This window comes from Arthrobacter sp. FW306-05-C, from assembly GCF_021801725.1.
Classification (GTDB): Bacteria; Actinomycetota; Actinomycetes; order Actinomycetales; family Micrococcaceae; genus Arthrobacter.
This window is the reverse complement of sequence record NZ_CP084556.1, coordinates 2,344,028-2,366,226: the sequence shown is the minus strand read 5'-3', so window position 1 is coordinate 2,366,226 and position 22,199 is coordinate 2,344,028. Positions and strand designations below refer to the sequence as shown.

21 protein-coding genes are annotated in these 22,199 nt (G+C 66.8%); 17 read left to right on the top strand and 4 right to left on the bottom strand.

The annotated features are described in order from the left end of the window. Positions 1-26 precede the first annotated feature (26 nt). The gene (locus LFT44_RS10895; RefSeq protein ID WP_236798474.1) at positions 27-845 is read right to left on the bottom strand and encodes a peptidylprolyl isomerase; all 819 of its coding nucleotides are present in this window, start codon (positions 843-845) and stop codon (positions 27-29) included. A gap of 229 nt (positions 846-1,074) precedes the next feature. On the opposite strand from LFT44_RS10895, the gene hisS reads away from it, so the two are divergent. Beyond that, positions 1,075-2,445, top strand: coding sequence for a histidine--tRNA ligase (gene hisS / locus LFT44_RS10890; protein ID WP_236798473.1), 1,371 nt, complete (start codon positions 1,075-1,077; stop codon positions 2,443-2,445). 28 nt (positions 2,446-2,473) lie between these two features. Here the strand turns inward: hisS and LFT44_RS10885 are convergent, their stop codons facing one another. Beyond that, positions 2,474-3,727, bottom strand: coding sequence for an APC family permease (locus LFT44_RS10885; protein ID WP_236798472.1), 1,254 nt, complete (start codon positions 3,725-3,727; stop codon positions 2,474-2,476). Positions 3,728-3,824: 97 nt separating this feature from the next. On the opposite strand from LFT44_RS10885, the gene aspS reads away from it, so the two are divergent. Further along, the gene (gene aspS / locus LFT44_RS10880; RefSeq protein ID WP_236798471.1) at positions 3,825-5,624 is read left to right on the top strand and encodes an aspartate--tRNA ligase; all 1,800 of its coding nucleotides are present in this window, start codon (positions 3,825-3,827) and stop codon (positions 5,622-5,624) included. Between the two features lie 96 nt (positions 5,625-5,720). After that, entirely contained in the window at positions 5,721-6,530 is an 810-nt protein-coding gene (locus LFT44_RS10875; RefSeq protein ID WP_236802865.1) for a GNAT family N-acetyltransferase, read from the top strand. A 20-nt stretch (positions 6,531-6,550) separates the two neighbouring features. On the opposite strand, the gene LFT44_RS10870 is transcribed toward LFT44_RS10875, so the two are convergent. Further along, a complete protein-coding gene (locus LFT44_RS10870) occupies positions 6,551-7,219 on the bottom strand; it encodes an acVLRF1 family peptidyl-tRNA hydrolase (protein ID WP_236798470.1) in 669 nt (222 codons plus the stop codon). 53 nt (positions 7,220-7,272) lie between these two features. Here LFT44_RS10870 and LFT44_RS10865 point away from each other — a divergent pair, with 53 nt between their 5' ends. The 14 genes from LFT44_RS10865 (at position 7,273) to nusB (ending at position 20,740) form a co-directional block, all read left to right on the top strand. Then, positions 7,273-8,757 carry a replication-associated recombination protein A gene (locus LFT44_RS10865; protein WP_236798469.1) on the top strand — a complete coding sequence of 495 codons (1,485 nt, stop codon included), beginning with the start codon at positions 7,273-7,275 and terminating at the stop codon, positions 8,755-8,757. 169 nt (positions 8,758-8,926) lie between these two features. Then, a complete protein-coding gene (gene rpsD, locus LFT44_RS10860) occupies positions 8,927-9,553 on the top strand; it encodes a 30S ribosomal protein S4 (RefSeq protein ID WP_009357431.1) in 627 nt (208 codons plus the stop codon). 145 nt (positions 9,554-9,698) lie between these two features. Continuing rightward, positions 9,699-10,073: a DUF948 domain-containing protein gene (locus LFT44_RS10855; RefSeq protein ID WP_142133738.1), complete on the top strand. Its 375-nt coding sequence runs from the start codon at positions 9,699-9,701 to the stop codon at positions 10,071-10,073. 16 nt (positions 10,074-10,089) lie between these two features. Beyond that, entirely contained in the window at positions 10,090-10,320 is a 231-nt protein-coding gene (locus LFT44_RS10850) for a DUF6167 family protein (protein ID WP_236798468.1), read from the top strand. 127 nt (positions 10,321-10,447) lie between these two features. After that, on the top strand, positions 10,448-13,126 hold the full coding sequence (alaS, locus tag LFT44_RS10845) for an alanine--tRNA ligase (protein ID WP_236798467.1): 2,679 nt from the start codon (positions 10,448-10,450) through the stop codon (positions 13,124-13,126). Positions 13,127-13,133: 7 nt separating this feature from the next. Beyond that, a complete protein-coding gene (ruvX, locus tag LFT44_RS10840; protein WP_236798466.1) occupies positions 13,134-13,733 on the top strand; it encodes a Holliday junction resolvase RuvX in 600 nt (199 codons plus the stop codon). Further along, the gene (gene mltG, locus LFT44_RS10835; protein WP_236798465.1) at positions 13,730-15,340 is read left to right on the top strand and encodes an endolytic transglycosylase MltG; all 1,611 of its coding nucleotides are present in this window, start codon (positions 13,730-13,732) and stop codon (positions 15,338-15,340) included. The genes ruvX and mltG overlap by 4 nt, the downstream gene beginning before the upstream one ends. Beyond that, positions 15,337-16,197 (top strand): shikimate dehydrogenase, encoded by an 861-nt coding sequence (locus tag LFT44_RS10830; RefSeq protein ID WP_236802864.1) that lies wholly within the window; start codon positions 15,337-15,339, stop codon positions 16,195-16,197. Before mltG ends, LFT44_RS10830 begins: the two co-directional genes overlap by 4 nt. Positions 16,198-16,220: 23 nt before the next feature. Further along, positions 16,221-17,420: a chorismate synthase gene (gene aroC / locus LFT44_RS10825; protein ID WP_236802863.1), complete on the top strand. Its 1,200-nt coding sequence runs from the start codon at positions 16,221-16,223 to the stop codon at positions 17,418-17,420. After that, positions 17,420-17,989, top strand: coding sequence for a shikimate kinase (locus tag LFT44_RS10820; RefSeq protein WP_236798464.1), 570 nt, complete (start codon positions 17,420-17,422; stop codon positions 17,987-17,989). The genes aroC and LFT44_RS10820 overlap by 1 nt, the downstream gene beginning before the upstream one ends. Further along, positions 17,986-19,077, top strand: a complete 1,092-nt coding sequence (gene aroB / locus LFT44_RS10815; protein ID WP_236798463.1) for a 3-dehydroquinate synthase — start codon at positions 17,986-17,988, stop codon at positions 19,075-19,077. The genes LFT44_RS10820 and aroB overlap by 4 nt, the downstream gene beginning before the upstream one ends. Then, positions 19,077-19,595, top strand: coding sequence for a tetratricopeptide repeat protein (locus LFT44_RS10810; RefSeq protein ID WP_236798462.1), 519 nt, complete (start codon positions 19,077-19,079; stop codon positions 19,593-19,595). The genes aroB and LFT44_RS10810 overlap by 1 nt, the downstream gene beginning before the upstream one ends. A gap of 171 nt (positions 19,596-19,766) precedes the next feature. Next, complete coding sequence (gene efp / locus LFT44_RS10805; RefSeq protein ID WP_142133745.1) at positions 19,767-20,330, top strand: elongation factor P; 564 nt, start codon at positions 19,767-19,769, stop codon at positions 20,328-20,330. Next, positions 20,330-20,740, top strand: a complete 411-nt coding sequence (nusB, locus tag LFT44_RS10800; RefSeq protein ID WP_236798461.1) for a transcription antitermination factor NusB — start codon at positions 20,330-20,332, stop codon at positions 20,738-20,740. The genes efp and nusB overlap by 1 nt, the downstream gene beginning before the upstream one ends. 79 nt (positions 20,741-20,819) lie before the next feature. Here the strand turns inward: nusB and LFT44_RS10795 are convergent, their stop codons facing one another. Beyond that, entirely contained in the window at positions 20,820-22,091 is a 1,272-nt protein-coding gene (locus LFT44_RS10795; RefSeq protein ID WP_373462164.1) for a PrsW family intramembrane metalloprotease, read from the bottom strand. Between the last annotated feature and the right edge of the window lie 108 nt (positions 22,092-22,199).

Genomic DNA, 22,199 nt, shown 5'->3' with positions numbered 1-22,199 from the left:
CACCGTGGCCAGTCCGGCCCGGCTTCCTACTTCAGAGAAAACGAGTCTATCGTGACTGGTTGTTTTGGCGCGCCGTCCGTGTCGCTGGCTCCCGGTGTGATTCCTGCGGCCGCGATGGTGGAGACGACGTCGAGCCCGGAGGTGACCTTTCCTACAACGGTGTAGCCCCCGGCGGCATCCGCCGGAATGACCGTGTCCTTGTAGACAATAAAGAACTGTGTCCCGTTGCCGTACGCGTTGTTGCCTGTGCGGGCAACGGCGATGGTGCCGGCAGGGTAGGTGCTGTTAGCCGGGGTGTTCTCGAGCGGACCCCACGTGTAGTTCGGGTCGCCCTGCCCGTCTCCCTTGGGGGAGCCGCACTGCAGGACGCCGAACTTGTCTGCGGTGGTCAGCCGGTGGCACGTCTTGCCGTTGAAATAGCCTTCGTCGCTGAGGGACTTGAACACGGCGGCAGCCTGCGGGGCCTTGGTCCCGTCCACTTCCACGCCCAGCGGGTTGCCGTTCAGCAGCAGCTGGCCGGAGAACGTCTTGCCGGCCGCCGTATCCGCAGCCGGGATGTTCGGTCCATTCGTTGCCGGCGCGGAGGGTGTGGGGGAGGAGCTTGGGGAAGCGGAGGGCTCCGTCAATCCCGCCTGCGCAGCAGCGTATTCGGCTTCCGTGGGATTGCCGGCGAACGCGGTGAGTTGGAGGACGACGGCGAGCACCACGGCGGCGGCCCCGGCACCGGCGGCCACGAGGTTGTCGCGCTTCCGCCGCTTCTCCTGGCCGCGCCGGAGCTCACGCTTGGCCTCCATTTGCTGGATGCGCCGTTTTGCTTCGCGTGCACTGCGTGAACTGGCCGCCAAGGGTCCTCCTCGTCGTCGGGCTGCTGGTGCCCGGCGGTTGGCCGCGGGGCGCAGGTGTCAGGGGCCAGGCTTCGCGGGTCCGCTGCATTAGAGATGCACAGGGATGCCGCATAAACTGGCTGCCGCACATAGTTTATGCATGGCTGGCTGTGCTGCCGCCGCATGCCGTCTTAACGGGCGCGGGCCGGCAGTTCCGGCGCCCCTTCCATTCCTAAGGAGAACCTTCCCCATGGCACGCACCGCCTCCCTGTCCGGATTCCCCGAGTGGCTTCCCGAGGAACGGCTGGTGGAGTTGCATGTGCTCGATACCCTGCGCCGGGTTTTTGAGCTCCACGGTTTTGGCTCGATCGAGACCCGAGCGGTGGAGACGGTGGGCCAACTGCTCCGCAAGGGGGAGATCGACAAGGAAGTGTACGGCCTGAGCCGGCTGCAGGAGGATGAGAGCGAGAACCCCGTCAAAGGCGGAAAGGCCGACCCGCACGCACTTGCCCTGCACTTTGACCTGACGGTTCCGTTCGCCCGGTATGTCGTGGAGAACGCGGGCTATTTGTCTTTCCCGTTCCGCCGTTACCAGATCCAGAAGGTGTGGCGCGGGGAACGGCCCCAGGAAGGACGGGCCCGCGAGTTCACCCAGGCGGACATTGACGTGGTGGGCGACGGCGAGCTTCCGTTCCGCTATGACGTCGAGATCGCGCTGGTCATCGCCGAGGCACTCAGCGCCCTGCCCATCCCCGACTTCCGCCTGCGCATCAATAACCGCAAGCTGGCTGAAGGGTTCTACCGCGGCATTGGACTGGAAGACACCGCAGGCGTGCTGCGCAGCATCGACAAGCTCGAAAAGGTGGGCCCCGCCAAGGTGGCCGAACTGTTGAAGAGCGAACTCGGAGCGTCCGACGAACAGGCGGCCAAGGCCCTGCAGCTGGCGGCCATTCGCACCGAGGACACCTCCTTCGTGGCCCAGGTCCGCGCCTTGGGCGTCAGCAACGAACTGCTGGATGAAGGCCTGGACGAACTGGAACAGGTCATCGATGCCGCCGTCCAGCGCGCCCCGGGCAAGGTCCTGGCGGATCTCAGCATTGCCCGCGGCCTGGACTACTACACGGGCACGGTGGTGGAAACGGTGCTGGTGGGCCACGAGCAGCTGGGCTCCATCTGCTCCGGCGGCCGTTACGACGCCTTGGCATCGAAGGGAAACCGCAAGTTCCCGGGCGTCGGCCTCTCCATCGGTGTCACCCGCCTGGTGTCCCGGATCCTGAGCCAGGACCTGGCCAAGGCTTCCCGTTCGGTTCCCACCGCCGTCCTGGTGGCCCTGAACCAGGATGACAGCTGGGGAGCGGCCCAGGACGTTGCCGCCCTGCTGCGCAGCCGGGGGATCCCCACCGAGGTTGCGGCGAAGGCGGACAAGTTCGGCAAGCAGATCAAGTTCGCGGACAAGCGGGGGATCCCCTTCGTCTGGTTCACCGACGAGGACGGCACCCACCAGGTCAAGGACATCCGCACCGGCGAGCAGGTGCTGGCCGCTCCCGAAACCTGGATGCCGCCGCTGGAGGACCTGACCGTGCAGGTTGAAACGACCGCGACTGCACCGGCTTCGGTGTAGCCCGGGAACCTAAGGCGGGGGCTGGTACCTACGCCTGGGGCTGGTGCTGCCGGAAGCGAAGCACCAGCCACCGTCCGGCCACCCCTGCCGCCAGGACCACCGCCATGGTCAGGAGGGACGCTGCCGGCAGCGTGAAGGCGAGTACGACGCACCCCAGGAACCCGACAGCGTTGAGCCAGCGTGGAGCGTACCCGGGGTGTGCCGCGAGCGTGAAGGCGGAGGCGTTCGCTATCGCGTAGTAGACCAGTACACCGAAGCTTGAGAAGCCCACCACGGTCATCACGTCAGTGGTCAGCAGGAGCAGGATGACGACGGCGGCCACGGCCAGTTCCGCGACGAACGGAACGGTGTGGCTGCCGCCCACCTTCGCCAATGGTCCGGGAAGATCCCGTTCCCTCGCCATGGCCAGCGTTGTCCTGCCCACCCCCGTGATAAGTGCGAGAAGGGCGCCCAGGCATGCGGCCGCCGCTCCGGCCTGCACCAGCGGCGCACCCGCGGCAAGGCCTGATTCCAACACCGCGTCCAGCAGGGGTGTCCGGGTGGCGGCAAGCCGGTCACCGAGGTGGGCCTGCAGGAGCAGCGCCAGCACCAGGTAAATGGCAAACGCGGCCGCCAGGGCCGCGAGGATGGCCCGCGGTATGGCCCGGGCCGGGTTCCGCACCTCTTCGCCCAGGGTGGCGATCCTGGCGTAGCCGGCGAAGGCGAAGAACATCAGTCCGGCGGCGGGCAGCACGCCGGCCGCACCTGCGGACGGAGCCCCTGCCGTTTCCGTCGCAGGGTGCGGCCCCAGCACTGCTGCGACGGCAACGAAGACCAGTGTTGCCAGGACCATGCACAGCAGGATCCGGGTCAGCAGGGCGGTCCTGGTGATGCCCAGCAGGTTGACGCCGGTCAGCACCACGACGGCGGCGATGGCCACCGGAACAGCAATAGCCGGGGCCACGTAACTGCCGAACGTCAACGCCATGGCGGCGCAGGAGGCGGTCTTGCCCGTGACAAAACCCCAGCCGGCCAGGAAGCCGGGCCATTCGCCCAGTTGCTTGCGGCCATAGATGTACGTTCCGCCACTGGTGGGATACTTTGCGGCGAGGGCTGCGGAAGCCACCGCGTTGCAGTACGCCACGACGCCGGCGACCACCACGGCCAGGACCAGCAGGTTCCCTGCCAGGGCGGCGGCCGGGGCGAACACCACGAACACGCCTGCACCCAGCATGGAACCGAGTCCAATGGCGGTGGCATCAAAGGTCCCCAGCCGGCGCTGCAGCTGCTGTGGTTCGCTCATGCGGCGGCAGTCCCTTTCCAGCGGGTAAACTCGGACGGGATCGTTCCCGCAACGATCATATTGAACTTCCCCCTGTTTTCCCGCAGAAAGGCGTGCTGTGCTGCGCACACATGACCTCGGATCCCTTCGCTCCGAGCACATTGGACAGACCGTAACCCTGGCCGGCTGGGTGGCCCGCCGTCGTGATCACGGTGGTGTGGCATTCGTGGACCTGCGCGACGCTTCAGGCGTGGCGCAGGTGGTTGTCCGTGAGGAAGAAGTGTTCCACGGGCTGCGCAACGAGTACGTCCTGCAAATCAAGGGCACGGTGTCCCGGCGACCGGAGGGCAACGAGAACCCTGCGCTGGCCACAGGCGAAATCGAGGTCATCGCCGAGGACGTCACCATCCTCAACACCTCGGACCCGCTGCCGTTCCAGATTGACGAGCATGTGGAGGTCGGCGAGGAAGCCCGCCTGAAGCACCGCTACCTGGACCTGCGCCGCCCCGGCCCCAGCCGCAACCTGCGCCTGCGGTCAGAGGCCAACCGGGTGGCGCGCGAGCTGCTCCACCAAGAGGGCTACGTTGAGATCGAGACGCCCACGCTGACGCGCTCGACGCCGGAAGGCGCCCGCGACTTCCTGGTTCCGGCACGCCTGGCCCCGGGTTCCTGGTACGCCCTTCCGCAGTCACCGCAGCTTTTCAAGCAGCTGCTGCAGGTGGGCGGCTTCGAGAAGTACTACCAGATTGCCCGCTGCTACCGTGACGAAGACTTCCGCGCGGACCGGCAGCCGGAATTCACCCAGCTGGACATCGAGGCCAGCTTCGTGGACCAGGACGACATCATCCGGATGGGCGAAAACATCGTCAAGGCCGTATGGCAGCTCATCGGCGTCGAAATCCCCACGCCCATCCAGCGGATTACCTACGCCGATGCCATGGCACGGTTCGGCTCGGACAAGCCGGACCTTCGGTTCGGCCAGGAGCTCACCGAGTTGACTGAGTTCTTCAAGGACACCAGCTTTGGGGTGTTCAAGGCGCCGTACGTCGGCGCCGTGGTGATGCCCGGCGGCGCCTCGCAGCCGCGCCGCACCCTGGACGCCTGGCAGGAATGGGCCAAGCAGCGCGGCGCCAAGGGCCTGGCCTACGTGCTGTACAAGGAGGACGGCGAACTCACCGGTCCTGTGGCCAAGAACCTCACGGACACCGAGCGCGCCGGCCTGGCCGATGCGGTTGGCGCCAAACCGGGCGACTGCATCTTCTTCGCCGCAGGCGAGAAGACCCCGTCGCGGGCCCTCCTGGGTGCTGCCCGCGTGGAGATCGGCCACCGCACCGGCCTGATCGACCCCACCGACTGGGCGTTCTGCTGGGTAGTGGACGCCCCGATGTTCGAGCCCGCCGCCGCCGCAGTCGCCTCTGGTGATGTGGCTGTCGGCGGAGGGCAGTGGACGGCTGTCCACCACGCGTTCACCTCGCCCAAGCCGGAATTCCTGGATACCTTCGACAAGGACCCGGAGTCGGCACTGTCCTACGCCTACGACATCGTCTGCAACGGCAACGAAATCGGCGGTGGCTCCATCCGTATCCACCAGCGTGAAGTGCAGGAGCGGGTCTTTGAGCTGATGGGCCTGGACAAGGAGGACGCGCAGACCAAGTTCGGCTTCCTGCTCGAAGGTTTCAAGTACGGCGCGCCTCCGCACGGCGGCATCGCGTTCGGCTGGGACCGTGTTGTCTCGCTGCTGGCCGGGGTGGAGTCGATCCGCGACGTCATCGCCTTCCCCAAGTCCGGCGGCGGCCACGACCCCCTCACCGAGGCCCCGGCCCCCATTACGCCGCAGCAGCGCAAGGAAGCAGGCGTGGACTTCAAGCCGGAGGCCAAAAAGCCGGAAGAGAAAAAGAAGCCCGAAGACCAGCAGTAGTACCCGCGGCCTGGGGCCGCAACGCAGCAGGAGGTTCTCCGGTCCGCCGGGGAGCCTCCTGCTGTTAAGGAAGGAAACCTCGTGGCCGTAGGCGATATGCAGCCCCCACCCCCGAATATTGAAACTACCGCCCTCGAATCCGCCATGGACGCCGCCTGGCCCGCCCTGGAACAGGACGCTGCCGGCGGCTGGATCCTCCGGGCGGCGGAAGGTGTCACGCAGCGGGCCAACTCCATCTGGCCGCGGGACGCCGCGCAGCACCTGGGCGAAGAGCTTCCCGCGCTGCTCCGCGAGGCTCGGTCCTGGTACCGCAGCCGTCGGCTTCCGGTCATCTTCCAATTGTTTGAGGGCGCGGATGCGGCCGCGCTGCACGGACTTCTTGATGCGGAGGGCTTCACCCGCCAGTCCGAGACCCTGGTCATGACCCGCAGCGCCCTGCAGGTCCCCGGTCCTGCAGCCGAGCCGGGCACTCCGGCTGTGGAACTCTTACCGAAGCCATCGAAGGACTGGCTGCGGGTCTGGTGGCAGGTGGACGGCCGCGGCGGGGAGGACGCCATGGCCGTCGCCCAAAAAATCCTTGAAGGCTGCCCCTCCGTCTATGCCCTGGTGCGGGACGACGGGGGCCGGCCGGCCGCCGTCGGGCGCCTTGCGCTTCCCGGCGGCAGCCACTTGGGTGGCCTGTACTGCATGGCCACCCTGCCGGAAGCGCGTCGCCGCGGGTTCGCCGCAGCGGTCCTCGACTCGCTGCTGCAGGCCGGCAACAGCCGGGGCGTGACGGGCTTCTGGCTGCTGGTGACTGCGGCGAACCACGGCGCGCAGGAGTTGTACGCCAAGGCCGGGTTCAAGGAAGCCGGCCGCTACCTGTACCGGCAGGAACGGCCCCGCCGGGCGCCCACCGGCTGCTGAACCGTCATGGCCGAAGCACTTTACCCGGGCAGATCCGCTACGGTGATCCGCACCGCGCAGGCGTCGGCTGCGGCCTTCTTCACCACGGCGGCCCTGGGTTCCGGCACGTCGAGGTATGCGAGGCGGGGGAGCTGCGCATAGTCCCGGAGAACTGGTTCGGCGAGGACCAGGTCCGCCAGTGTCCTGTCGCCGCCCGGCACGAGATATTCGAAGGCATGCCCGGCGAAGACCAGCCCTGCCTGTTCCGCCACGGCAACCACCAGGGCATCAGCCTGGTTGGAGCGCCGGCGGGCAAAGCGCTGCTGGGACTGGCCGCCGGCGGCCGTGCGCGACTGGACGTACCGGGTTCCCGCTTTTGACGCGAGCAGCGTACCTTCGCTTGCCACCCCGAGGCCGTAGCCGCCCCGCCGGACCAGCAGCAGTCCCAGCCGGCGGGGCTGGGAGGCAAGGGCGGCCAGCCGCTCCAGCGGGCCGGCGCCGCGACCCGGCCGCCCATCTGCCGGCCACGGCGCCTGGAGGAGGGCTACGGTGCCATCGGCCGCCACAAGGCGGAGGCCGTCGTCGTCATCCTGCAGCCGGTATCCGCCGTGCGAGGCGCCGAACCGTTCAGCCCAGCCCGCCAGCCGGGCGCCTGGGACGAAGGCGGTCCGGACGGAGGGCGGTCCGCCGGCAGAAGCAGGGGAAGGCATGGGGCATCCTTGGGGCGGAGAAAGCAGCGGTTGACTGGAAGTAGCCTATCTATGTGGATGATCTCTTCGGCAACGGGCCAGAACATGACGACGACGAGGGTCCCGTCGCCGGGGCAGGCAACGGTTCCCGGGGCAACAGCGCGCGCGGCCAGGGCTCGCCCCGCAGCCCCCTCGCCGTAAGGATGCGGCCCCGCACCCTCGATGAGGTGGTGGGCCAGCAGCACCTGCTCGGCCAGGGCTCGCCGCTGCGCCAACTGGCAGCCGGGGCAGGCGCCGACGCAGCCGGTCCGGCCGGACCCAGTTCCCTGATCCTTTGGGGTCCGCCGGGTACCGGCAAGACCACGCTCGCGCACGTCATTGCCCGCGGTCCCGGCCGCAAGTTCGTGGAACTGTCCGCCATCACTGCGGGCGTCAAGGATGTCCGCCGCGTCATGGACGACGCCCTCACCGCGCGGGACCTGTACAAGACCACCACGGTGCTGTTCCTGGACGAGATCCACCGCTTCAACAAAGCCCAGCAGGACGCCCTGCTGCCCGGTGTCGAAAACCGCTGGGTGGTCCTCGTGGCTGCCACCACCGAGAACCCTTCCTTCTCGGTGGTCTCGCCGCTGCTCTCCCGCTCGCTGCTCCTCACGCTCAAACCCCTGACCGACGCGGACATCGAGGGCCTGCTGGTGCGGGCCGTGGAGGATCCGCGGGGGCTGGGCGGCAAGGTCCGGCTCAGCGACGAGGCGCTGGAGCACCTGGTCCGGCTCTCGGGCGGGGACGCCCGCAGGGCGCTCACGGCACTGGAAGCCGCGGCGGGTGTCGCTTTCGGTGACGCGGACGACGTCGAACGTTCCGTGGCGGAGGAAGGCGCACCTGGTGGGCCGGCCGCCGAAGCGCCTGTCGCCCTGGAGCCCGTCGTTGTGGAGTTGCGGCACACCGAGCGCGCCCTGGACGCGGCTGCCGTCCGTTATGACCGCGCCGGTGACCAGCACTACGACGTGGCCAGCGCCTTCATCAAATCCATCAGGGGCTCGGACGTGGATGCGGCCCTGCATTACCTCGCCCGGATGCTCGAGGCGGGGGAGGACCCGCGGTTTGTTGCCCGCAGGATTGTCATCTCCGCAGCGGAGGATGTGGGCATGGCCGACCCCACCGCCCTCCAGACGGCCGTCGCAGCGGCGCAGGCCGTGCAGCTTATTGGCATGCCCGAGGGCCGGATCATCCTGGCCGAGGCCGTGGTCCACCTGGCCACCGCACCAAAGTCCAATGCCGCCTACATGGGCATCAACAAAGCGATCGCCGATGTGCGCGCCGGCCTGGGCGTGGGGATTCCCGCGCACCTGCGTGACGCGCACTATCCCGGCTCCAAACAGCTGGGCCATGGCGTGGGCTACAAGTATGCCCACGACGCACCGCACGCCGTGGCTACCCAGCAGTACCCGCCGGATGACCTGGTGGGCCGGGACTACTACCAGCCCACCGGCAACGGTGCGGAACGGGACATCGCCCAGCGGCTGGAGCGGCTGCGGAGGATTGTCCGGGGCAAGTAATCGCGTGGTAAGCTGACTCTTTGTCTGGCAAGGCACGGACGCACAATCTCCCCAATTTACGTTGGACAGGTTATGCCCTGCGCCCAGTAGCAAAAGGCAGCGGTTGGCCGATGCTCTCCATCGTGGAGGCCAGTAACACTGACACACCGCAGATATTGGAAGGACACAAGTGGCTAACAACACTCGTGCTCGCCGTCAGGCCCGCCTCTCGCGGTCCCTCGGCATTGCTCTGACCCCCAAGGCCGCCAAGTACATGGAGCGCCGCCCGTACGGCCCCGGTGAGCATGGCCGTGCCCGCAAGAAGCAGGACTCCGACTACGCCGTTCGCCTGCGTGAAAAGCAGCGCCTGCGCGCCCAGTACGGCATCCGCGAAGCACAGATGACCCGTGCCTTCGAAGAGGCCCGCCGCACCAAGGGCCTGACCGGTGAAAACCTCATCGAACTGCTCGAAATGCGCCTCGACGCCCTGGTCCTGCGTGCCGGCTTCGCCCGCACCATCGCCCAGGCCCGCCAGCTGGTTGTGCACCGCCACATCATGGTTGACGGCGTCCGCGTTGACCGTCCGTCGTTCCGCGTCGGCGAGGGCCAGCTGGTCCACGTCCACAGCCGCAGCGAAACCATGGTTCCGCTCCAGGTTGCCGCAGCCGGTGCCCACCGCGACGTCCTGCCTGCCGTTCCGGCCTACCTGGACGTCAAGCTGGAGGCCCTGCAGGCACGCCTGGTCCGCCGCCCCAAGCGCTCCGAAATTCCCGTGACCTGCGAAGAGCAGCTCGTCGTCGAATTCTACGCACGCTAAATCCCAGCAGCGTATCCAAAGAAGCCCGTGGCAAGCGCCGCGGGCTTCTTTGTATGTAAGGTACTTGGGGGACATCTGCGCAACGCGCCTTCCGTGCATGCCGCGGATGGGGCCCCACCACGGAATTTCAAGGAGATGAACGTCTATGTCTGGTGGCGATATTGCCGGCCTGATCGCTGCCGGGGTGTTCGCGCTCCTGGTCCTGCTGCTTGCGGTCCCCATCCTGAAGCTGGGGAAGGTCTTTGACGAGATGCGGACTACCATCCGCTCCCTCAGCGACGGCGCCACGCCACTGATGGATGAGGTCACCGCAACTGTTTCCACCACCAACCAGCAGTTGAAGAAGGTGGACGGGATCTCATCCAACGTCTCGGACGCGTCCGCCAACATCTCCGCCCTGTCGTCGCTGGTCGCCGCCACCGTGGGTTCCCCGTTGATCAAGGTTGCCGCGTTCAGCTACGGCGTGCGCAGCGCCTTCGCCAACCGCCGGAAGCCCGCTGCAGGCCGCCGCAGCCGCTAGATTCGAAAAGAAGACCATGAAAAGAATTGTGTGGATGGGTATCGGCGTGGCCATTGGCGTCATCGCCTTCCGTAAAGTCAGCCAGGCGCAGTCCAGCCTCGGGCCGGAAGGCCTGAACCGTGCAGTGGGCCGGTTGGCCGACGGCGTTTACGACTTCGCCGACGCCGTGCGTGCAGGGATGCATGAACGCGAAACCGACTTGAGGACCGCCCTGGGCATCGAGTCCGCGGAAGTTGTTCGCCGCTAGCCCGGAAGGGCATATAGCGCCGGCAGCCAGTCAACAACCGGCAGGAACCCGATCCGGGAACCCGCCACCTGAACGAAATATCCGTGCCGCCCTGCGGTGCGGACCAAGAAGGGTAAGAAAACAGCTCATGAAGTCGCAGGAGATCACAAAGCGCTGGGTGGACTTTTTTGTCAGCAAGGGCCACACCGCGGTTCCCTCCGCATCGCTGGTCTCCAGCGACCCCTCGCTGCTGTTCACGGTGGCCGGCATGGTCCCGTTCATTCCCTACCTCACCGCCCGCGAGGAACCGCCCTACTCCCGCGCCACCAGCGTGCAGAAGTGCATCCGCACCGGCGACATCGAGGAAGTGGGCAAGACCGCCCGCCACGGCACCTTCTTCCAGATGTGCGGCAACTTTTCCTTCGGCGACTACTTCAAGGAAGACGCCATTAAGTTCGCCTGGGAACTGCTCACCAAGAGCGTTGACGACGGCGGCTACGGCCTTGCGCCCGAGCGGCTCTGGGTCACCGTCTACGAAGAGGACGACGAAGCCGAAGAGCTGTGGCTGAAAAACACCGGCGTCCCCGCCGAACGCATCCAGCGGATGGGCAAGTCGGACAACTACTGGTCCACCGGCCAGCCCGGCCCCGCCGGTCCCTGCTCGGAGATCTACTACGACCGCGGTCCGGCCTACGGCGTCGAGGGCGGTCCCCTCGCGGACGAGACCCGCTACATCGAGATCTGGAACCTGGTGTTCATGCAGTACCAGATCGAGAACGTCCGGTCGAAAGTCGACTTCGACATCGTGGGCGAGTTGCCTAAGAAGAACATCGACACCGGCCTGGGCATGGAACGCCTCGCCATGATCCTGCAGGGCGTCGAGAACATGTACGAGACCGACCAGGTCCGCCCCGTCATCGACAAGGCCGCGGAACTGTCCGGCAAGGAATACACCTCCGCCGAAACCCCGGACGATCCCCACCACACGGACGACGTCCGCATGCGCGTGGTGGCCGACCACATCCGCTCGGCCCTGATGCTGATCTCCGACGGAGTGACCCCCTCCAATGAAGGCCGCGGCTACGTCCTGCGCCGCCTCATCCGCCGCGCCGTCCGTTCCATGCGCCTGCTCGGCGTTGAAGAGGCCTGCCTGCCCCAGCTGCTGCCGGCTTCCCGTGACGCGATGAAGGGTGTGTACCCTATCGTGGAAACCGACTTCGACCGGATCAGCCGCATCGCCTACGCCGAAGAAAAGGCATTCCTGCGCACCATCGCCTCCGGCACCGCCCGGCTTGAAGACGCCGTCAAGGAATCCAAGGCCGCCAACCAGCCCCTGTCCGGTGCCGATGCCTTCGCCCTGCACGACACCTACGGCTTCCCCATCGACCTCACGCTCGAAATGGCCGAAGAGGCCGGGCTCAAGGTGGACGAGGCCGCGTTCCGCAGCCTGATGCAGGAACAGCGCCAGCGCGCCCAGGCCGATGCCAAGGGCAAGAAGGGCGGCCACGCCGACGTCAGCGTCTTCCAGGACCTCCTGGCCCAGGGTGAGACGGTCTTCACGGGCTACTCCGAGCTGGAGGGTGAGTCGCGGGTCCGCGGCCTGCTCAGCGCCGGCCGCCAGGTCCAGCAGGCCCTCACCGGGGACGAGATCGAACTCGTGCTGGCCGAAACGCCGTTCTACGCCGAAGCCGGCGGCCAGGCCGCCGATACCGGCCTGATCACCGGCGACGGTTTCGTCGTCGAGGTCCTGGACGTCCAGCGGCCGGTAAAGGGCCTGAGCGTGCACAAGGCGATTGTCCGGGAAGGCGAAATCGGTGCTGATTCGCTGGTGCGCGCCGCCGTCGACCGCGAACGCCGCCACGCCGCAGAGCAGGCGCACACGGGCACGCACATCGTGCACGCCGCCCTGCACCAGATCCTTGGGCCCGAAGCCACCCAGCGCGGCTCTTTCAATAAGGCCGGGTACCTGCGCTTCGACTTTGCGTGGGGCGAAGGGCTGAGCACCGCCACCCGGTCCGAGATCGAAGAAGTCTCCAACCTTGCCATCCGCAACAACTACGCGGTGGAGACGAAGATCATGGGCCTGGCCGAAGCCAAGGCACTGGGCGCTATGGCGCTTTTCGGCGAGAACTACGGCAGTGAAGTCCGGGTTGTGGAGATCGACGGCGCGTGGTCGCGCGAGCTGTGCGGCGGCACCCACGTTGCCAACACGTCGCTGATTGGCAGCCTTTCCCTCCTGGGTGAGCAGTCGGTGGGTTCGGGGAACCGCCGTGTGGAGGCTTTCGTGGGCATGGAGGCGTTCCGCCACCTCGCCGCCGAACGCGCACTGGTTACCGAATTGACCGACCTGCTGAAGGTCCCCTCCGGCCAGCTCGCGGACCGGATTTCCGCCACTTTGGCCAAACTGAAGGCAACCGAGAAGGAACTGGACCGGCTCCGCAAGGAGCAGCTGGCCGCAGCCGCCGCGAATCTCGTCAACACCGCGCAGGATGCTGCCGGTGTCCGGGTGGTGGCCCACGACGCCGGCTCCGTCAGCGGCGCTGACGACCTCCGCGGCCTCGCGTTGGACCTGCGCAACCGCCTCGGTTCAGAAGCTGCCGCGGTAGCCGTCGCCGGTGTCGCCAACGACCGCCCCCTGATCCTGGTTGCCACCAACGAGGCAGCCAGGGAAGCCGGTGTCAAGGCCGGCGCCCTGGTCAGAGTCGCTGCCGGCGTGCTGGGTGGTGGCGGTGGCGGCAAAGATGACGTTGCCCAGGGCGGCGGTACGGACGCCGGTAAGGTCGGTGCTGCCCTGGCTGCCGTCGTCGACGCCATCTCAAGGCGCTAACCCTCCGATGACCAATCCTGTTGCTGCCGGCGGCTACCCCCAGGGCGTGAAACTGGGGGTGGACGTCGGCACCGTCCGGGTCGGGGTCGCCATCTGCGACCGGGACTCGATCCTTGCCACGCCCTACAAGACCCTCGACCGGAACGCGAAGAAGAACTCGGACATCCGCGTCATCGCGAAGCTGGCGGAGGAACTGGAGGCTGTGCAGGTTATCGTTGGCCTGCCCAGGACCATGAAGGGTGAGGAACATGCCTCAGCCAGGATGGCAACGGACTATGCGCTGCTGCTGGCTGCTGAATTTTCCAGCCGCGGCCTGGCCGTTGCCGTCAACCTTGTGGACGAGCGCCTCAGCAGCGTCACGGCCCACCGGAACCTGCACGAAGCTGGCATGAGCAGCAGGGAGCACCGTAAAGTAGTTGATCAGGTCGCGGCGGCGGGTATTCTTCAGCACGCCATCGACATGCAGAAAGCCAGGGGAGCGGATGTCGGCTCACGCGTGACAGCGCCATCCCCGTCCGTGGACCTGGGGGCCGGTGGGGTGGACGAACCAGTCCGCACCGCCCCCGCAGACACGGCCCGATTTTCAGATAATGGAAGGCAACAGTGAGCCCTGCCAACATTGATGACACCTCCGGTCCGCTGGGCACCGGGGCCCAGCGGCCGCTGACCCGCAAGGAACTGCGCGCCCGCGAGAAGACCCTCAATACCGGGGGCCAAAACGCCGTGCCCGAACAGGCTTACGAAACCGGCGAGGTCCCTCCGCAACCCGCCGCACCCCCGGCCGCCGCTTCTCCGGCCACCGAATCCACTTTTGCTCCGCTTCCCGGCGCCGGTGACGTTCCGGCGGCACCGCAAACGCCCCCGTCCATCCATGACGACGCGGCACACCAGGACGCCGCAGGGCATCACCACACGGATGACTACCGGCACGACCACCCCGACGACGTCACGTCCCATTCGGACGACGTCCACTATGCGCACCACGAGGCCCACATCCACGATGAAACGGACGTCCCCGACTACCCGGAGAGCGTTCTCGGCCACTCTGCGTATGAGGCAACCGACTACCACCCTGAGGCCCATCCCGAATCCGCGCATGTTGACCCGGTTGCCGGGATCCTGCCCGCCGCATCCAGTGAGGTGGTGAAACGTCCCTCGAAGAAGGTCCGCCGCCGCCGCAGGCTGTTGGCGCTGTTCCTGACGCTGGCCGTGTTCGTGACGGCCGTGGCCGTAGGCGCCCAGTTCCTCAAGCCCCTCCTGGGCAGCGGCAAACCATCGGACTTCCCCGGCCCCGGAACCGGTGAGGTCCGCGTGACCGTCGCCAGCGGCGAGGGCACCAGGTCCGTTGCGTCGGAACTGGAGAACCAGCGCGTCGTGGCTAACGCGGATACCTTCATGCAGGCGTTCCATGCGTCCGGCGCAACCCTTTCCCCGGGGGATTACGTTTTCAAGACCGAGATGAAGAACGCGGATGCGGTCAGCGTCCTGGCCGGCAAAGACAAGTCCAAGGTCATTTACTTCGCCCTGAGCGCAGGACTCCGCATCAGTGAATCCCTCCAGGCGATCTCCGAGGGATCCGGTATCTCCGTGCAGCAGTTGCAGGCGCTCAGCAACCAGCCTGCGCAGTTCGGCCTGCCCGCCAACGCGAAGAACCTGGAAGGCTACCTGGCGCCGGGCGAGTACCGCTTCCCGCTGGGTACCCAGGCAAAGGACATCCTGCAGGCGCTGGTGAAGGCCACCACCGATGAACTCGTCTCACAGGGCATCACGGAGCCCGCAAAGCAGTACCAGGCCGTGATCGTGGCGAGCATTGTCCAGGCCGAGGGAGGCCAGGCCGACTACGGCGACGTTGCCGGCGCCATCTACAACCGGCTGAAGCCCAATGACCAGACCGGTGGCTTCCTGCAGGTTGACTCAGCCGTCACGTACGGACTGGGAACCCGGAGCTTCAACTTCACCGATGAGCAGCGCAAGGACAAGTCGAACCCGTACAACACCTACGCGAACCCCGGGCTGCCCCCTGGCCCCATCGGGTCTCCCGGCAAGACAGCTATCGACGCGGCAGCCAGGCCAAAGACCAACGACTACCTGTACTGGGTCACCATCAACCTGGATACCAAGGAAACCAAGTTCGCCAAGACCCTTGCTGAACACAACGCCTACGTGGAGCAGTACAACGCCTGGTGCCAGGCAAACGCGGGCCGCTGCACATGAGCCTGCGGGCTGCCGTCCTGGGCCACCCGATCAGCCACTCAAAATCCCCGGCGCTGCACCTCGCGGCCTATGAGCGGCTGGGTGCAGGCATCAGTTACACGGCCATCGACGTCACTGAGGAACTGCTGCCGTCCTTCATGCGCCAGATCCGGCACCAGCCGGGTTGGCGGGGATTGTCGGTGACCATGCCGCTGAAGACGGCGATGCTGGACGAGGTGGACGAGGTGCGGGGAGTTGCACGGACCCTGGGCGTCGTGAATACCGTGACGTTCGAGGAGACCGCCGCCGGCCTCAGGACGGTGGGCTCCAACACTGACGTGACGGGCATCGTCAACGCCCTCTGCCATGCCGGTTCTGCTGCCGCACCCTCGGCCGTCATCCTGGGCGGGGGCGGCACGGCGGCCTCGGCCGTCGCCGCACTCAAGGAACTGGGCACCGAAACGGTGCAGGTCTTTGTCCGTGACGCGTCCCGCACGGCAGACGTCCGCGCGGCTGCCGACAGCCTCGGGATGGCCCTGGAGGTCCGCCCCCTCGCCGGGGCCGCCCGCCCAACGGCGGAAGCCGACGTCGTCGTTTCGACACTGCCGCCGCGCGCGGCAGACGGGCTCGCCGCGGAAATTGCCGCGCTCAAAACCACGACACCAGGTGTGCTGCTGGACGTCGCCTACGATCCTTGGCCCAGCCTTATCGCCTCGGTTTGGCAGGCCGGCGGCGGCCGCGTGGTGCCCGGATTGGAAATGCTGCTGTACCAGGCAGTGGAGCAGGTGCGGCTCTTCACCCGGCGCGGAGAAGACGTTAATGCAGCTGTCATAGATGTGATGTGTGACGCAGTCGGCCTTGCCCGGCGGGCGTTCTGACCGCCCTACGTGGCAGGATGGAAATTATGCGTTGGTTGACTGCCGGTGAATCCCATGGTCCGGCTCTAATGGGAATTATTGAGGGCGTCCCCGCCGGTGTGGAAATCACCAGCGGCCACATCGCAGACTCGCTGGCCCGCCGCCGCCTCGGCTACGGACGCGGCGCGCGGATGAAGTTCGAGCAGGACGTCGTGACCATTCTTGGTGGCGTCCGGCACGGCCGCACCCAGGGCGGTCCGGTCGCTATCGAGGTGGGAAACACCGAATGGCCCAAATGGGAGCAGATCATGTCTGCCGATCCCGTGGACCCCGAACTCCTCGCCGACCAGGCCCGCAACGCGCCCCTGACGCGCCCGCGCCCGGGCCATGCAGACTTTACCGGCATGCAGAAATACGGCTTCGACGAGGCCCGGCCCGTGCTGGAACGTGCAAGCGCCCGGGAAACCGCCACGCGCGTGGCACTGGGGACCGTGGCCGCACAGTTCCTCAGGCATCTCGGCATTGAGCTGGTCAGCCACACGGTATCCATCGCCAGCGTGACGGTGCCGGAAGGCCGTCCGCTGCCCGTGCCCAGCGACGTCATCGCCCTGGACACCGACCCCCTGCGCTGCTTCGACCGCGAAACCTCCGACGCCATGGTGGCCGAGGTCGACGCCGCGCACAAGGAAGGCGAAACCCTGGGCGGTGTCGTTGAGGTCCTGGCCTACGGCCTTCCGCCGGGACTGGGCAGCTACGTCCACTGGGACCGCCGCCTGGACGCCAGGCTGGCCGCGGCCCTCATGGGGATCCAGGCCATCAAGGGCGTGGAGGTTGGCGACGGTTTCCTGACAGCGGCACGCCGCGGGTCCGCCGCCCACGACGAAATCCTCCGCGACGGCGAAGGCCGGATCGTGCGCGCCAGCAACCGCGCCGGCGGCATCGAAGGCGGCATGAGCATCGGCGACGTCCTCCGTGTCCGGGCAGCCATGAAGCCCATCGCCACTGTGCCCCGCGCCCTGCGGACCATCGATGTCAGCACCGGCGAACCAGCCAAGGCCCACCACCAGCGCTCCGACGTTTGCGCTGTGCCGGCTGCCGGAGTGGTGGCCGAGGCCATGGTGGCCCTGGTCCTCGCCGAAGCGGTCATCGAGAAGTTCGGCGGTGACTCGGTGGCGGAGACCGCACGCAACATCAAGGGCTACCTGGACAGCATCCCGGCATCCCTGGACTCGATCGGCCAGTAGTGCTCCACCGCAGCAGTCCCGGAGCGGTTGGCGGCCGGCCGATTGTGCTCATCGGCCCCATGGCCGTGGGCAAATCAGCCGTCGGCCGGCAACTCGCCCAGCAGCTGGGTGTCCGTTTCATTGACACCGACGCCGTGATCGTCGCCGGCCACGGCTCCATCGCCGAGATCTTCGCCGGGCGCGGCGAGCACGCCTTCCGGGAAATCGAGGCCCGGACCGTCGCCGAGGCCGTGGCGGAAGCCGAGGGCACGTCCACGGTCATCTCGCTCGGCGGGGGAGCGGTGCTGGACCCAGGCACGCAGCAGCTCATCAGCCGCTGCACCGTCGTGTACCTGGAGTGCGACGCCGCTACCGTCGCGGACAGGATCGCCCGCAACTCCGGCCGGCCGCTCCTTGCCGGAGACGCGATGGGCCGCTGGACGGCCATGTTCGCCACCCGCAGGCCGGTCTACGAAAGGCTGGCCGACATCACCCTGGACGTCCGCCACGGCTCGATACCCGAACTGTGCGGTCGGCTGGAAGCAGCACTGCGCAACCATGCAGCTGCCAAACAGGAAGTTGAAAAGTGAACACGCAATCAACAGTCATCAACGTCACCGGCGAAGGCGCCGGCAACAACTACGGCGTCGTCGTCGGGCGCGGCCTCCTTGGTGAACTTCCCGCCCTGCTCGGAGAGCGCGTCCGCCGGGTCCTCGTGATCCACCCCCGCGCGCTGCGCCTCACGGGCGACACCGTCCGCGATGAACTCGCAGAAGCGGGTTTCACGTCCCTCACCGCGGAGATCCCGGATGCCGAGGAAGGCAAGCACATCCAGGTGGCCGCCTTCTGCTGGCAGGTCCTGGGCCAAAACGACTTCACCCGCTCCGATGCAATTGTCGCCGTGGGCGGGGGAGCGGTGACCGACCTTGCCGGCTTCGTTGCAGCCACCTGGCTGCGCGGGGTGAAGGTCATCCACATGCCCACCAGCCTGCTGGGCATGGTGGACGCCTCCGTGGGCGGCAAGACCGGCATCAACACGGCTGAGGGAAAGAACCTCGTGGGCTCCTTCCACCCGCCGGCGGCCGTCCTGGCGGACCTGGACACCTTGGACACGCTGCCGAAAAACGAAATCATTTCGGGCCTGGCCGAAGTCATCAAATGCGGCTTCATCGCCGACCCCGCCATCCTGGACCTGGTGGAAAAGGATCCGGCCGCGGTGGTGGACCCCCGCTCCGAGGCCCTGCGGGAGTTGATCGAGCGGGCCATTGCCGTGAAGGCGAAAGTGGTCTCCGAGGACCTCAAAGAGTCCGGGCTGCGGGAAATCCTGAACTACGGACACACCCTGGGCCACGCCATCGAACTCGTGGAGCGGTACTCGTGGCGGCACGGCGCCGCGGTGTCCGTGGGCATGATGTTCGCAGCTGAGCTCGCCCGGAGCGTGGGGCGGCTCAGCGACGCCGACGCCGACCGGCACAGGAGCATCCTGGACGGCCTCGGGCTTCCGGTCACCTATCGGCGGGACCGGTGGCAGGGCCTGCTGGACGGTATGCGCCGCGACAAGAAATCCCGCGGCGACCTGCTGCGGTTCGTGGTGCTGGACGGCATTGCCAAACCCGGAATCCTCGACGTCCCGGACACCTCGCTGCTGTTCGCGGCCTACCAGGAGATTGCTTCCTGATGCAGGGCGACATAAGCGGCACCGCCGACTGGCCCGAAGCCGGCTTCCCGGGCATCCGCATCAACCCCGATAGCCTGCAGCCCCAGATCGTCAACGAGGACGTGGTCCGGGAGACCCTGGCCGCCTCCTCGGATCCGGCGGACCAGATCTTCGTGCTGCTGGTTGAGGGCCACGCGTCCGAGGCTGCCGAGCTGCTTGCGGAGGCCCGCTTCAAGGATCCGGAATCGTTCCTCCTGCGCATCTTCGAAGCCGAAGTGCTGAGCGTCAGCCATCGGATGGACCGCGCTGTGGGCCTGTTCCGCCAACTCCTTGCCGAGGCGCACGGCACGCCGGGGGAGGCCCTGGCCCTCCAGTACCTGGGCAGGGCGCAGTACGCAGCCGGACAGACCTCTGCTGCGGTTGAATCCTTCTCCAGGGCGCTGGACCTGCGGGTGGCTCAGTCAGCCGACGCCGCCCAGATCTACTCGTCCACGGTGGCTCTCCAGCGGGCCAGGGACGTCCTGGACCTGGCCTGCTGAGGCCGCAGCCATAGGCTGCGGAAGGGCGCCCGGTATTTACCGGTAGAATGGTTGTGGAATTTTTGCATCCACGCGATTTTTGACAAACACGTGCAGGCGGGCCGTTGCGGCGTGCCCGCCCGGCATACAGCATCTGACCACGCGGCCAGACAAAGAAACCAAAGGAAACCAGTGGCAACCACTAACGACATTAAGAACGGAACGGTCCTGAAGCTTGAGGGCCAGCTCTGGAACGTCATCGAATTCCAGCACGTCAAGCCCGGCAAGGGCGGCGCCTTTGTGCGGACCAAGATGCGCAACGTGATGTCCGGCAAGGTTGTCGACAAGACCTTCAACGCCGGGCTCAAGATCGAAACGGCTACCGTCGACCGCCGCGACTACCAGTACCTGTACCAGGATGGCGCGGACTTCGTGTTCATGGACACCTCGGACTACGACCAGATCACCGTCTCCGGTGCCACGGTAGGCGACGCCACCAACTTCATGCTCGAGAACCAGATGGTCAACATCGCCATCCACGACGGTACCCCCCTCTACATCGAGCTGCCGCCGAGCGTTGTCCTCGAAATTACCTACACTGAGCCGGGCCTGCAGGGTGACCGCTCCTCCGCAGGCACCAAGCCCGCCACCCTGGAAACCGGCTACGAGATCCAGGTTCCGCTGTTCATTGAAAACAACACCAGGGTCAAGGTGGACACCCGCGACGGCAGCTACCTGGGCCGGGTCACCGACTAGTGAGCGCCCGCGGTAAAGCCCGCAGCAGGGCACTGGATGTTCTTTTCGAAGCGGAGCAGCGCTCTGTTTCACCGTTCGACGTGCTCCGCGCACGCCGGGAAAAGACCGACCAGGTGGTCAACCCCTACACCCTGGAAATCGTCGAAGGAGTGCTGTCGCAGCAGGCAGCCATCGATGAGTTCCTGGAGACCTACTCGCAGGGCTGGAGCCTGGAGCGCATGCCGTCAGTGGACCGCATCATCCTGCGCATCGGCACCTGGGAGCTGCTTTACAACGACGACGTCCCTGATGGCGTGGCGGTCAGCGAAGCAGTTGCGCTGGCCAAGACCTTGTCCACGGACGAGTCGCCGCAGTTCATTAATGGCCTCCTGGGCCGGCTGCAGCAGCTGAAGCCGTCGCTCCTCGCGTAAGAGCTGCCGGCAGCACTATCAATAGACAAAAGAACCCCGCCCATGGCGGGGTTCTTTTGCGTTGCCGGTGGGATTCGGTTCACCCGGCCACTGACGCCCGCAGGGCCAGGATCCGCTGGAGCTGCAGCCTCTCCTCGGCCTGGTGGATGGCTACGTCGCGTCCGCTCAGGATCCGCTGGCGGGTGTTGGCCAGCTGGGTTGCCGCCTTGAGGAACTGCTTCATCTGCTGCTTCCTGCCCGCACTGGCTGCCCACGCCAAGGCTGTCCGGCGGCCCCCGCGCGTGGCCAGCAGCTGTACCTCAGCGGGCGTGAACCAGCCCGCGGCGGAATACTCCAGCAGGCGTTGGCGGGTCAGGCGTTTCTCGGCCACCCGCAGGAAGATGATGCCTGCCACTGCCAGAACGAAGATCGGCACCTGGACCACGATGTAGTCCAGCAGGAATCCCTGTCCCATGCTGTTCCACCTGTTGTGGAGGAACATGGCCGGCAGCAGGCCCACGAAGAACGCGCCGATGGATGCGCCGGTGTGCCAGCGCCTGGCGGCGAAGCCCATAATGAGGCCGGTGGTGCCGGTGAAGATCGCATGGGCGAAAGGGGACATGACGCCGCGCAGGAAGAAGACCTGGGCGAAGTCGGTTGCCGGCGACGCCGATTCGGCGATGGCCCGGCCGAAATAGAGGATGTTCTCGGTGAAGGCGAAGCCGCCGGCGATGGTGAAGGCGAACACCACGCCGTCCACGGGGCCGTCGAACTGCCGCCGCGCTGCCAGCAGGAGGATGAGCAGGCCCAGCGACTTGGCGAACTCCTCGACGATGGGTGCCTGCACGGTGGCCATGTAGGTCTGAAGGTCAGGCTGGTCCGTGAACTGGAAGGCGATCACGAAGAACGGCTGGATCAGCAGCGTTACGGCAACGGACACCGCGGCGCCCCACGTGAAAGCAAAAAACAGGAGCCGTTTCGGTTCCGGCTCCCACCTGTCGATGATGTGCACCGCCGTCAGCACCACCGCAAGCGGGACCAGGGACGCCAGGAAACCAATCAGGAATCCGGCAGCACCGGTGTTGGACAGCAGGAACGGCACCACCAGGAACAGGCTAAGGAAGGCGAGCACGCCGCCGGCAACGCTCAGCCCCAGCAGTCCGCTGCGGGTCCGCGACGCCTGCAGCACCGTTCCCTGCGCCTGCGGCGGAACCACGCCCGCCGGCGGCTGGCCCTGGTGCCCCGGCGCCGCCCGGTAGTTTTCCGGCTGCACCTGCCCCATCCAGCTTGGATTCGCTTCCCGGGGCAGGGCACCACCGGCACCGCCGTAGTGGTCGTCGGGGAGTCCGGGTGAAGGGTGCTGCGAATACATCGGCATACCGGAAAGCCTAAGCGGGCGCTCCCGCGCCACAAAGGAAGCGGGCTTACTTTCTGTTTTGCGGCCCGCGGGATGTGACCAGCACCGCGTTGATCCGGGGCC